This window comes from Myroides sp. LoEW2-1, assembly GCF_009767705.1.
In the GTDB taxonomy this organism is placed as follows: domain Bacteria; phylum Bacteroidota; class Bacteroidia; order Flavobacteriales; family Flavobacteriaceae; genus Flavobacterium; species Flavobacterium album_A.
Window position 1 is genome coordinate 1 of sequence record NZ_WSPP01000093.1, and the last position, 13,324, is coordinate 13,324.

The window sequence follows — 13,324 nt, forward strand, 5'->3', positions numbered from 1 at the left end:
GTCATAATATTTTTAAAATTAAGAGTAATAAAAAAGAAAGATTTGCTGAAGATATATTGAAAATAACAGATAGATCTACTTTTGAAAATTTTGAAGAGTTATTTTCTTTATTAGATATTGTAATTAATTATTCTATAAAACTAATGGAAGAGGAGGAGAATTAAATATCCTTTTTTATTGTCTTTAGATAAAGTTTATCTAAATAATATTGAAATATCAAAGTCCCCTAACCAACCCCCTAAAAAAAATAAACCCCTCACTACCAAGGTAATGAGGGGTTCTTTTGTGGTCCCACCTGGGCTCGAACCAGGGACTTGCTGATTATGAGTCAGCTACTCTAACCAGCTGAGTTATAGGACCGGTCGTGTGACCTAAGATTGTAATTGTGGTCTAACCTGGGCTCGAACCAGGGACCACCTGATTATGAGTCAGGTGCTCTAACCAACTGAGCTATTAGACCAGTGTCAAAACATGTTTAACGGGTGCAATATTACTGCGTTTTATTGGTTTATGCAAGTGAAAAGATTAAAATTATCTAATTTCTTGGCAGAGTTCAATTAGGACGCCATTGCTTGATTTAGGATGAAGAAAAGCAACTAGCTTATTGTCAGCACCTTTTTTGGGAGTTTCGTTTAAAACCGTGAACCCCTCGGCTTTTAGACGAATAATTTCTTCTTCAATATTATCTACTTCGAAAGCGATGTGATGTATTCCCTCTCCTTTTTTCTCAATGAATTTCGCTATAGGGCTGTCTGGGTTTGTAGCTTCAAGTAGCTCTATTTTATTTGGGCCTGTTTGAAAAAAAGAAGTAGTCACTCCTTCACTTTCTACAGTCTCTTGTTTGTAAGGCATGGTATTCAGTAATTTCGAGAAAAGTATATTGGAGTCTTGCAGATCTTTGACTGCAATTCCAATGTGTTCAATTTTTTTCATTCTTTTAATTTGGTTGATATACAAATATAACAAAGATTGCTATTTAAAAAATTGTATTTTTGCACTATGGAAACGAATAGACAGAAAAAAATGGGAGCACTTTTGCAAAATGATATCGTAGATATTTTGCAAGGAGAAGTGCGCAAGAACGGGATTACAAATTTGATAATCTCAGTTTCTAAAGTGAATATTACAAGTGATTTATCTATAGCTAAAGTATATTTGAGTATATTTCCTGCCGAGAAGGGACCTGAGTTGTTAAAGGCAATTCAATCGAACTCTCCTTTGATTAAGCATGAATTAGCTCAACGAGTAAGACATCAATTGCGCAAAGTGCCAGATTTGAACTTTTACATAGACGATAGTTTAGAGTATATCGATCAAATCGACAAAGCGCTAAAAGGCGATGAGAATCCAATCGGCAATCCAGAATTATTAGTAAAAAGAAAGAAAAAGTAATTGAATTTCTCCTACTACATAGCCAAGCGATACGCTTTTAGTAAAAGTAAGAATAAAGCGATCAATGTTATAACTGCTATTGCTTCTGCAGGTATAATAGTGAGCGCTATCGCTATGTTTGTCGTATTGTCTGTGTTTAGTGGGTTGCGTACTTTTTCGCTTTCATTTGTCAATGACTTAGATCCGGACCTAAAAGTGTTTTCAACCAAAGGAAAGAGTTTCTTGGCTGAAGATGCTCAAATTCAAACGCTTTGGGAGTCAGGATTGTTTCAAGGGGTAAGTAGAGTGATTGAAGATCGATTGCTGTTTACCTTTAAAGAAAAACAGGTTGTTGCTTATGTGAAGGGAGTTGACTCTGATTATAGTTATGTGAGTGATTATGACGAAAAAGTAGAGTATGGCAATTGGTTTGAATACGACACCAATGAATGTGTTGTTGGATTAGGAATTGCTCGTATGCTTACTTTGGGATTGTTCGACAATGAACATCCTTTCGAAGCGGTAGCTATTAAACCGGGAGAAGGTGTTATTGAAAGCCCTGAGGAGGGGTTTGTCAAAAAGGGTTTTTACCCTGTTGGAGTTTACTATGTAGCTAATGAGGAGCTCGACGATAAATATATTTTTGCCGAGATTGATGAAGTCCGAAAAGTTTTGAGTATTCCCCATGGGGAAATAACCAATATAGAATTGAAATTAGCAGCAGGTGTTTCTGAGAAACAAGGTTTAGCTTTGGTGAATCAAGTTTTTGGAGACAGTGTTGTAGTTAAAAATAAGATCCAATTAAACGACGGTCTTTATCGTATGTTGAATACAGAGAACTTTGTAGTTTATCTTATTTTTGTCTTAGTTGTTATTATGGCTTTGTTTACTTTGATAGGAGCCTTGATTATGATTATTTTAGAAAAACAGCCGAATATTCGCACGTTGTTTAACCTTGGAGTAGAACAGAGAAATCTCAAGAGTATTTTCTTGTATCAAGGTTTGATTATTACTATAATTGGTAGTATAGTTGGGATATTATTTGGCGCTTTACTGGTCTTGTTGCAAGAGCAGTTTTCTCTTATTCTTATCAGAGAAGGTTTGGCGTATCCTGTCGAATTTGATTTGATGAATGTTTTGATTGTCTTTGTATCAATCGCAGTGTTGGGATATGTGGCTTCTTATATAGCTTCTGCTCGAGTGAATCGAGATTATCTGAATATTCCAAAATAACAAGGAGTTAGCTTTTAACCTTTAGTTATTTTCTATTTTCTTTATGGCATTTTTTATCAAAAGTGCGTTTTTATTTACTTTTTTTAGCTGTGTTCGAATTATCTTATTTTTAATTAGATAATCATGTCTTGGATTTTTTGTATTTTTAGCAATTAGATTAGTTAATTAAATTTTACCTATTTCACAGTTTTTTTGATAGTTATCGCAAAATAAAAGTGTTGTGTTATTTCGATGTTGCTTGTTTCGTATAAGTTTATTCAATGTCATTTGCCTACATTTGTGAAAGGAATATTTTTAAAAAATAGTATTGTAAAAAGAGAAAAGTTTATGGGAACATTTAACGTAGAGTACTTAAATTACGTGAGCCAGATTGCAAATGATTCAATGTCGTTGACAGAACATGCAGAAGAATTTATTAATAAGAATGACTATAGTGACCCACATACTTGGTATAAGGCACACGCAGTGTGTATGTTGGCAGAACAGATCGGTAAGGATAACGACACAATCGTTAGATTATACGATCAGTTATTTGAAGAGTCAAATTGTATTCACAGTGCAATGCGTTTGAATGATGCAGATTACGCTTTGTGGTTTGATGATGTAAAGGAATTAAATCGATTATTTATAGATAAGGGGTATGCTCGTGCATACGGATACCAATATGAGCTGTTTGAAAGAGGTCGTTATGGATTTAAGGATACTGAGTTCTGTAAAGAATTGCTTGATAAAGGAACTGCAGCGGGAGATGACTATTGCCAAATATATATGGGTAACTGTAAGTACTATGGACTTTTCGGTTATGAAGAAAATAAAGAAGAAGGGTATCGTCTGATTAAGGAGATTGTCGATAAAACAGGATCTGATTTGTCTAAGATATTCTTGTTGAACTTAGAGAGTAGAGCAAGTGAGTCGGCTGAGGAAATGTGGGCAGTGATTCAGAAGAATGATGAGTTGATTAATGGCAAGAAAAAAGCGATGTATGTATTGGCTGATTATTACCTAAGAGAGGGTGAAGATAAGAAGGCGATGGATACGTTATCTGAAGGAATAGCTAATGACAGTCCTTTTTGTAACTACTTAATGGGGTTGTTAACTGTGAATGGTCGCTTTGCAGAACACGGTCAAACAGAAGAACAAGGTCGTCAGTATTTAGCAACAGCTTTTGATTATGGTGTAATCTATGCTGGTTTTATTCAAGGGTATTACTACTTATATCCTGTTAATGGAGGAGATAATGATTTTGAGAAAGCTATTCCACAACTTGAGTTTGCTGCAAAATACAACTCACCAGAGGCTTTATTAGAATTGGCAATGTTGTATTTATATCACAATGACTATAAAGATATTGAAAAGGGTATCTCTTATTTAGATAGAGCTATATCAGAAGACTTTGTCAAAGCATTGGCAGAGAAAGCTTATGTGTTATTAGATTACGATCAAGTTGAGCGCAATGTAGAAGAAGGAAAGAGATTGTTAGAATTAGCAATGGAAAAAGGGAATGACTATGCTCCTTATCGATTAGGTCTTGGATATCAAAATGCCGAGTTTGAAGAAGAATCTGATTACGAGAAAGCATTGTATTTATATGAGTTAGCAGCAGAGCGCGGTAATTTATCTGGTATTGAAATGGCTGGTCGTTATAACCGCTACGGGTACACAGGAGAAGCTTATCCAGAAAAAGCATTAGCTTATTACCGTCGTGGTGTAGAAGAATTTGGATCAGACTATTGTCGCGTAGAGTTAGCGATGATGTTAACTAACGGAGAGGGAACTGAGGCAAATGCAGCAGAGGCAGAAAAACTGTACTTAGAAGCGTTAGACAATGGATACATTTATGCAGCAATGCGTTTGGGATTGATTTATGAAGATGGTTATTTAGGAGAAGCTTATCCAGAAAAAGCAAGAGAGTATTATGCGATTGCAGCAGATGGAGATAATCCAGTAGCAGAGTCAGTATACCATTTGGGACGTTGCTATAGATATGGTATTGGAGGAGAGGAAGATCACGCAAAAGCATTTGAACTGTTTGAAAAGGCTTTAGAGTTAGGCTTTATGGATTCGAACGTTGATATGGCTTTAGCTTATGAAGAAGGAACATGTGGAAAAGAAGCTAATCCAGAAAAAGCAATTGAATATATGACAGCTGCGGCAGAAGCAGGTATTGGCTATGCACAGTATAAATTAGGTTGTTATTACACTTATGGATATGGCATGGATGTAAATCTTGCAGAAGGGAAGAAGTGGTTAATGGCTGCCGTTGACAATGGTTCTCCTTTGGCAATGTTAACTATGGGAGATTACTACTTATATGGTTATGAAGAAGGAGAAGCTTATGATCCTGCTTTCGAATTTTATAAAGTTGCAGAAGAAAGAGGGTATATCTCAGAAGGATTAGGTATTTGTTATCAATTTGGTATTGGTACAGAGAAAGATGAGAAAATGGCTTTCAATTGCTATAAAATGGCAGCAGAACGAGGATATGATTCAGCTATTTATCGATTAGGTCAAGCCTATTATTTCGGTATTGGTACTGATAAAGATAGAGTTGAAGCATTTCATTACCTTAAACAAGTAGCAGATCGTGGAAATATGGATGCGGCTGGTTATATTGGAATTATGTTAGTAAAAGGAGATGGAGCAGAGGTAGATCAAGAGTATGGCGTGAGTTACTTAATTCAAGCAGCAGAGGCTGATAATGACTATGCACAATATGAACTTGGAAACTGCTATTTAAAAGGAGAAGGAGTCGAACAAAGTGATGATTTGGCTATGGAGTGGTATAGTAAGGCAGCTGAAAATGGAAATGAAGATGCACAAAAAATTATAGGAGGTCCACGTAAACGCAGAAGATAATGGATGAGAATCAGAAACAATACCAGTTTCAGGTAAATATGAAAGGAATGATAGAACTGTTGTCAGAGCATATTTATAGCTCTCCAACGGTTTTTATCAGAGAATTATTACAAAATGGAATGGATGCCGTTACGATGCGTAAGGGCATAGATTCTTCTTTTCAAGGTAGAATAGACGTTACTTTTGACGGTGACCAAATGACTTTTCAAGATAATGGTATTGGGTTGACCCAAGATGATGTTCATCAATTCTTATCAGTTATTGGTCAAAGTTCCAAAAGAGGTGATTTAGCTGACAAGGATTTAATTGGAAAGTTTGGTATCGGATTGTTGTCTTGCTTGGTTGTAAGTGAGGCAATCGTTGTGGAAACACGCTCACTCTATAAGGAAGAATCTGTTAGATGGACTGGTCGAGCAGATGGAACTTATGAAGTAGAGATAATAGATTTACTGCCTGAGGTAGGAACAAAAGTTATTCTAAAGGCAAAGAGATCTTGGAGAACTCTGTTTAGAAAAGAGGACGTAAAAGAGAATATCTTGTTCTATGGTAGTGCTTTGCCTATTGCGGTAAATCTCATTGAAAATGGAGAAACAGAGCAACTTTTAAATGGTAATCCCGTTTGGTTAGATCCAGAAAGTACAAAAGAAGATCTATTGGCATATGGAAAGGAAGTGTTTAAGACTCGATTTTTAGATGTATTTAGGTTAGAATCAGAGGCAGGGGAATTACAAGGAGTCGCTTTTATTATTCCGAATAAAGTTAATACAACAGCTACTAAAGAACACAAGATATTCTTGAAGCGAATGTATTTATGTGATCAAGCTACTAATTTACTTCCTGAGTGGACGTCATTTGTACGTTGTATTATTAACTCGAATGCATTGCAACCTACTGCATCTCGTGAATCTTTAATGAATAATACAGTTCTACAAGAAACGAAGAAAGAACTCAGCGACTGCTTTAAGAATTACCTAAAGACACTTTCGTTAACAAATATCGAAGTGTTGGAACAGATTATTACGATTCACCATATGTTCATTAAATCATTAGCAGCCTCAGATACTGAAATTATGAATTTGTTTGAAGACTACTTGCCTTTTGAAACAAATCAGGGAATGATGTCATTTGGGTTAATCAAAGAATCGTATAAGAATATTTACTATACTCCTTCTTTGGATGATTATAGACAAATACGCCGTATTGCTGGTTCACAGAAAAAATTAGTTATTAATGCAGCGTATAGTTATGAGACGGATTTAATAGATAAGATTAAACGTCAAAGGCCAGATTTAAGCATTGAGAAGATTGCTCCCAATGATATCTTACAAGAGTTTGAAGCTGCTATAGTTAAAGACGATACAATTGATGAGTTTGTGACTCGTGCTAATGCAATATTGAAAAAGCACTATTGTAAAGCTGAAGTAAAGCGCTTTGAGCCAAAAGACACTACAGCGATTTACATTGCTAATGAAGATGCATTGTCAAGTAAAAACATTCAGAGTTTGTCCACTTCTTCAAATCCTTTTGCATCGACGTTGAAACACTTTAAAAAGCAGGAGGAAGTGATTCCTACTTTGTGTTTTAACCAGCAGAATGAGTTGATTGAAAAAGTGATGGTTATCGATGATAAGGAATTATTTGAAGCGTTGATAAATGTGTTGTATGTACAATCTTTGATGTTAGGTGGCTATACTATTAACAAGCGCGAAATGGATACGTTTAATGATGCTTTATATCAGTTTATGATTTTAGGGATGTCAAGTTTTTTACCTAAATTTTAGAGATTAGTGTATCGTTTAGAAATACAGAAAATACTATTAGCTATTGACGAGCATTTTAGTGATGCAGAGTATTGCATGGCTTTGATAAAGCAAGCCATTCAAATTGCGGATAAACACCAGGATTTAGAATGGGGAGTCGATTTGAGATATGATCTCATTCACGAGGAGAGAGCAACTTCTTCTTGTAGTGAAAGTATATCGGCCTTTGCCTGGATATTAAACGTTTGTGATCAGTATCCCGATCAGTTTGATGAAGCTGATTTTATGTTAGAATATCAATGGATGCTTTGTTCAGCTTATAGTAATTCTTCTTTGAGTAAAGAGCAAGTAATGACAATAGGCGATGACTTGTATCGCAGATTAGATCGAAATAATTTATCAAAGCGAGGATATTATTTTACGATGGCTGAGTATGCGCATAATCTTGGAGATTATGAGATGAGCGAATCTTATATCAACAAGGGGATGTTAGAGCCATACGATGAGGAGAATACTGAAGCAAGCGAATATGATTATCGCATAGAGCATTTGTGTTTAATGCAGCGATTTGATGAAGCAGTAGCTGTTATGGATCAAATGGAAATAAAGAAGCTATCCGCTTTTGCACTGCCCTTTGAAACTTATTGTGCGATGGCTTATACGATGGCTCGTGCAAAGGATGAACGTGCGATAGTTTATTTGAATAAAGCTAAGGAGTCATATGAGAAACTAAGAGAGGTCAATAGCTCTATGTTGTATAGTATGGTTAGATATACTTATGCTATGTTTTTGTTAGGAGATTCATATTATTTGACAATGTATGAAAAGATTGCTGAGTGGGAAATCGGTGCAGAAGATGATTTATTGTTTATGCTCAGTAGACACGTAGCTGTGATGTTCTATGATGGGGGAGAGCAGAGGTTGGCTTTGTCATCTAAGTTAGCTTTTTATCAGTCGAGTGATATTTATGACTTGAAGCATGTTTCGACATACTATGAAGCAATAGCTAAAGATCTTGGGGAAAAATTTGATCAACGCAATGGTAGTGACTTTGCTACAAATGAGTATAAAGAGTTGCTATTAGAGCGCGATTATAAAATATAAGTAATGAATTACAACTTAGAAATACAAAAGATTCTACTTAAAGTAGAACAAATGGAAAAGTTTAGCGATAAGGTTGTAGCGTTAAAAGAAGCGATACAATTGGCGGATCAGCACAATGATATTGATTGGGGTTTTGATTTGCGTTTAGACCTTATTCGCAAAGAAAGAAATACATCAAAATGCGAGGAGAGTTTCCCTGCTTTTGCATGGATTTTAAATGCAAGTGATACCAATGCTGATTATTTTGATGAGTCTGATTTCTTGTGGGAGTATAAATGGATGTTTTGTTCTGCTTACCGAAATGCATCTATTTCTACAGAACAGATCATGCAGATAGGAGAAGATTTAAAGAGTAGATTAGTCAAGAATGGATATAGCTTACGAGCTTACTACAATGTAATGACGGGCTATTATTTACATTTGAGAGATTATGCGAAAGCACAAGAGTATATTGACTTAGCAGATGGGGAGGTAATAGATGATATGACTAATTGCCCAGCTTGTGAGTTAGATACAAAAGTAGAGGTACTTATGGATACGGGCAGGGTAGAAGAATCATTGGTGAAGGCTAAAGACTTAATCAGTAAGAAATTAACTTGTTATTCAATGCCTTTTCAAACATTTTGTCACTTTGCTTATAAGTTGAATAAGATTGGAGATGAAAGAGCTGAATTGTATTTTGATAAGGCATTAGAAGAATATTACGCTCATGATTCTTATGACAGTTCAGTTGGGTACTCTATGTCTCAATTGATATGCTATATGTACGAAAAGAAGCATCCTGATACTTGGGAGTTCTTTAGTCGCGTTTGTGAATGGCAGATTGGAGCAGAAGATATTCACGTGTATAATTTCTCTAAATATATGGCTTCAATGTTGAAAGATGGTGGAACTCAAGCATTGACTCTATCATCTCAGTTGCCATATTATCGCAGTGACGGTACATATGACTTGTTCGATTTGTACACTCATTTTAAGCAAATAGCTTATAACTATGCAGATCAGTTTGATCAACGCAATGACTTAAAAGGTGTTTACCGCAAAGAAGTTGATGAAATATTACAATAAAGAAAAAAACGAAAAGATTTATCTTTTCGTTTTTTTGTATTGAAATTTTGGAGAAGTACGGCATTAGTAAAGTACTTTCGTATATTTAAAAGCAGTATTTAAATTTGTTTTTTCGATAAGAAAAACAATATGTTGCTTTAGCTATTATTAGGTATAGTTGAATGGGAAATTATATTTTAGAGATACACAAACTTTTATTAGAAAGTCAAGATCTACCCAATCCAAAGGATAGATTAAAATTACTGAATACTGCAATTGGCATCGCAGATAAGCACAATGATTCAGTTTGGGGATTTGAGACGAGATTGTTATTGATTAACACAGAGAATTTTACGCCAAGTTCAAAATTGAGTTATCCTGCTTTTGTCTGGATTTTAGAAAAGGTAGACCAAAGCGATAGTCCTTTTGATGAAAAAGAGATCATGGGAGAGTATAAGTGGTTAGCAGCTACTTCATACGGTATAGCAAGTCTTTCAAAAGAGGTTCTTGAGCATATTACTGAGGATTTTAAAAAGAGATTAGTAAGGAATGGTTTTAGCTTAAGGAGTTATCATCATTTGAAAGCTTTAGGGCTTCAGCAACTTAGAAAATTTGTTGAAGCACGCGAGGTGATAGACCTCATAAAAGAGTCGCCTTTAGATGACCTTTCGGATAATATGCCATTTGAACTATCTCTTGAAGCATATAACTATTTGGGGTTAGAAGATTATGATGCTGCCTTAATCGTTGCTCAGGATTTATTTAATAATCGCTTTTCGTATATTAATACAGCTTTTGAAGCGTATTGTGTATTTGCTTTTGAATTTTATAGAATAAATGACGATAGAAAGGATAAATACTTTGAGTTAGCTAAGGCTAATTTACCTGAGTTTAATGCTCATGATTGTATTACCTACATAAGAGCGAAGATATTGTATATGTATTTATTGCATCAATACGGTCATGAATCGTGTTGGGAACATTTTGAACAAGTATGTATCTGGGAGCATGAGGCAGATGATTTTTACAGTTTCTTTTTCTTGAAATACGCTATTTGTTTACTTAAAGACGGGGGGATAAGAAGTTTTAATTTTCCAACTTATTTACCTTATTATAAAGAGGATGGGATTTATGATTTGTCTGAAATGTTAAGTATCTTTAAAGAGCGAACAATAGGGTATGCAAAACAATTTGATGAGCGAAATGGCAACTGTAATTTCGTCAATGAAACAGTTCGACTTTTTGAAAGTAATTAAGTATTACTATACGATAACGATATAAAAGAAATACAATTTTTTTAAGCTATGGGGATAAATCACAATTTAGAGATTCAGAAACTCTTATTACAGCGAAAACAGGTAGATGATATTCGAGCAGGGATTAAAATCTTAAAGCAAGCTATTCAGATAGCAGATGCTCATCAAGATATTGATTGGGGATTTGATTTGCGATTGCGATTGATGAATGAGGAAGCAGATCTTTTTGAATGTCAAGAGAGTTTTCCTGCTTTTTCGTGGTTGTTAGAGGTGTATGATGCTAACCCTGGTTATTTCGACGACGAGGATTTCTTGTGGTTTTACAATATGATGTTTACTTCCTGTACGGCAAATGCCTCAATTAGTAAACAACAAATGCTCGATATAGCAGAGGATTATAAAAATAAACTCATTAAGGCTAGTTTTAGTTTAAGGTCATATTATCATTTACTTGTTTTATTTTATATTAGAACTAAGGACTTTGAAAAGTCTTTAGAGTTTTTGGAATTAGGTAAAGGCGAAGTAATTGACTCTCTGAGTGGCGGAAGTAATATTGTATGGGAAAAGGAGATTAAAATAGGGAACCTATTAGCATTAGATCGTATAGACGAAGCTTTGTCTGAGATAAGAGAGTTCTTCTTTGTTAGAGATAAACACAATATCACGGCATTTTGTGCGTATTTAGAGATTGCTTTTTACTATTCTAAAATAAATGATCATGAGAATGCATTAGAATACTTAGAAAAGGGTATAGAGCTGTATGATCACGATGGTTTGTATAAAACAAATAGTATAACAACTACCAAAGCCATGTATATGTACCTCCTTTATATTTATGGTAAAGAAGGGTATCTTGAACTTTATGAAGAGTTAAGCTCATGGGGTGAAGAAATAGAAGATTTCTCACTGTTTTACTTTAGCAAGTTTGCTGCAGTGATCTTTAGAGATGGCGGTAAAGGTAAGTTAAGTTTATCTCCAAGACTCTCAGTGTACCGTGAAGATGACAATTACGACTTCGCTGTTTTACATGAGTTTTACAAAAATAAAGCATTCGAACTGGCAGATAAATTTGATATAAGAAACGAAAACAGTTGGCAAAGGGATGAGTTTGAACGTCTTTTAGTTAATAAATATGTAGAATAGAAAAAAGAGGATATATCCTCTTTTTTCTATTTTAAAATAAGCTTATCTGTCCTTCAGAAGAAGTAGAGTTGTTCTTTTTTTCTTTCTTTTTTCTTTCGGGTTTTGTTGTGTTTTCACCTTCACTATCATTTAGACTGTCTTGTGATGTGTTAAAGACTTCAATCTGCAGATTTAATTCGCTCTCGTCTGATTGATTTACCTCCTGCTGCAAATTTATTGTTGGTATTTCAACAGCTGTCTTTAAATCATCTCGTTTCTCATTACTCAATCCTTTCTTTTGAATGTCAAAATAGGCAGAGAATGGATCTAATTCACTTTTAGAAATAGATTCCTTATTCGTGCAACTATTTGTATCTGAATCGACAGTGAGTTCTAAAATAAGATTGTTGTCATCGTCTAACGACTCTTGATACGCAATCGATTTTGGATCAGTATGATTGCTGTTATCATTATTAATTGAAACAATCGTTGTTTCTTCAACTGTATTGACAATCGTTTGATCAACATCAACTTTTATGTCTTCTTCTTTAGTAACAACATCATCCTCACTATTGCTGTGTTCTACTTCTCTTGTTGGAGTAATTTCATCATAAGAGCCATCGAGTCTAAACTGTATTACATTGGATTGTATATCAATTTCTGGTAAGAAATGATCTGAGCTTCTATCTTGGTCGGGTTCACAATCTTCTTGTATATCTGTTATTTCAGTAGCTAAATCTGATGATGTTTTTTCTTTTGTAGGTTTGAATTTCTTTTGAGAGTTTTCCTCAGTATTAGTCACAACATCATTAAAAGTAAATAACTCTGGGAATATTACATTTTTCGCTTGTTGGTGGCTATTGATATGTAAATCTATAGTTTCTTCTTCCTCTTCATTAAAATCATCTTCTTTGGCAAAGATGTCGACCTTACTATGAAGCTCATTGATGAGCTTTTTTATTTTTTTTATGTGTGGACTATCGTTAAAGATTCCTTTTTCTTCTACTGATTCTACTAATTTATATAGAGAGTAGGCTTCGTGATACTTTAAAACTAATGAATGTTTTTTGTTGTGATCCAGTATCGAAACTTGCTTCTGAATATTTTTTGCCTTGTCCTCTAACTTAGTTATTAGGTCTTCTTTTACACTTATAAGAAGTGCATCTGTAACATTCTCAACGACATAGTCGTCTGTTTGTTTTATCATTTTGATAACAGTCAGAAGAACATCATTATTAAGTTTGAGTTGAATTTTTGCGATCATTGTTGCGTATTGAAAAAGCTTGTTTTACATAGAAAATGGGAAGCACAAAATAATGAAAAAATATTGGAAGAACTATTTAAAAGCCGTAGAAATTATCAGTGATTAAGTCTGGTATTTATCAGTTGACAATTAGAGAGAGAAAGCTTATTTCTGCTCTTTTTTATTTGTGAAAAGAGTATGTGGAATTTCTGAAATTATCCAGCTTTAAAAAGGTGAAATTGCTTTTGTTTTAAGACAAATGTCCTTTTAGTTAACAAATGTTTTATAAGAGGGGCATAAATTTGCATAGATAGAGTATTTGAGTATAATTA

Annotated in this window: 10 protein-coding genes and 2 tRNA genes; 8 read left to right on the forward strand and 4 right to left on the reverse strand. The window is 34.4% G+C overall.

The window, feature by feature from the left end:
• Positions 1 to 286: 286 nt before the first annotated feature.
• From GOQ24_RS06555 to mce, 3 genes are all read right to left on the reverse strand, one after another.
• Positions 287 to 360 (reverse strand) — tRNA-Ile (locus GOQ24_RS06555).
• Positions 361 to 386: 26 nt separating this feature from the next.
• Positions 387 to 460: transfer RNA gene (locus GOQ24_RS06560), tRNA-Ile, on the reverse strand.
• Positions 461 to 531: 71 nt separating this feature from the next.
• On the reverse strand, positions 532 to 933 hold the full coding sequence (mce, locus tag GOQ24_RS06565) for a methylmalonyl-CoA epimerase (protein ID WP_155090968.1): 402 nt from the start codon (positions 931 to 933) through the stop codon (positions 532 to 534).
• Positions 934 to 999: 66 nt separating this feature from the next.
• On the opposite strand from mce, the gene rbfA reads away from it, so the two are divergent.
• From rbfA to GOQ24_RS06605, 8 genes are all read left to right on the forward strand, one after another.
• On the forward strand, positions 1,000 to 1,392 hold the full coding sequence (gene rbfA, locus GOQ24_RS06570; protein ID WP_155090967.1) for a 30S ribosome-binding factor RbfA: 393 nt from the start codon (positions 1,000 to 1,002) through the stop codon (positions 1,390 to 1,392).
• The gene (locus tag GOQ24_RS06575; protein WP_155090966.1) at positions 1,393 to 2,604 is read left to right on the forward strand and encodes an ABC transporter permease; all 1,212 of its coding nucleotides are present in this window, start codon (positions 1,393 to 1,395) and stop codon (positions 2,602 to 2,604) included.
• A 327-nt stretch (positions 2,605 to 2,931) separates the two neighbouring features.
• Complete coding sequence (locus GOQ24_RS06580; RefSeq protein ID WP_160339346.1) at positions 2,932 to 5,460, forward strand: tetratricopeptide repeat protein; 2,529 nt, start codon at positions 2,932 to 2,934, stop codon at positions 5,458 to 5,460.
• Positions 5,460 to 7,241, forward strand: coding sequence for an HSP90 family protein (locus tag GOQ24_RS06585; protein ID WP_155090964.1), 1,782 nt, complete (start codon positions 5,460 to 5,462; stop codon positions 7,239 to 7,241). The genes GOQ24_RS06580 and GOQ24_RS06585 overlap by 1 nt, the downstream gene beginning before the upstream one ends.
• Before the next feature lie 6 nt (positions 7,242 to 7,247).
• Positions 7,248 to 8,324, forward strand: coding sequence for a hypothetical protein (locus GOQ24_RS06590; RefSeq protein WP_160339347.1), 1,077 nt, complete (start codon positions 7,248 to 7,250; stop codon positions 8,322 to 8,324).
• A gap of 3 nt (positions 8,325 to 8,327) precedes the next feature.
• Positions 8,328 to 9,392: a hypothetical protein gene (locus GOQ24_RS06595; RefSeq protein WP_160339348.1), complete on the forward strand. Its 1,065-nt coding sequence runs from the start codon at positions 8,328 to 8,330 to the stop codon at positions 9,390 to 9,392.
• Between the two features lie 161 nt (positions 9,393 to 9,553).
• Complete coding sequence (locus GOQ24_RS06600) at positions 9,554 to 10,627, forward strand: hypothetical protein (RefSeq protein ID WP_155090962.1); 1,074 nt, start codon at positions 9,554 to 9,556, stop codon at positions 10,625 to 10,627.
• Positions 10,628 to 10,675: 48 nt separating this feature from the next.
• Positions 10,676 to 11,770, forward strand: coding sequence for a tetratricopeptide repeat protein (locus GOQ24_RS06605; protein ID WP_160339349.1), 1,095 nt, complete (start codon positions 10,676 to 10,678; stop codon positions 11,768 to 11,770).
• 31 nt (positions 11,771 to 11,801) lie between these two features.
• Here GOQ24_RS06605 and GOQ24_RS06610 read toward each other — a convergent pair whose 3' ends face one another.
• Positions 11,802 to 13,013, reverse strand: a complete 1,212-nt coding sequence (locus GOQ24_RS06610) for a hypothetical protein (RefSeq protein ID WP_160339350.1) — start codon at positions 13,011 to 13,013, stop codon at positions 11,802 to 11,804.
• Positions 13,014 to 13,324 lie beyond the last annotated feature (311 nt).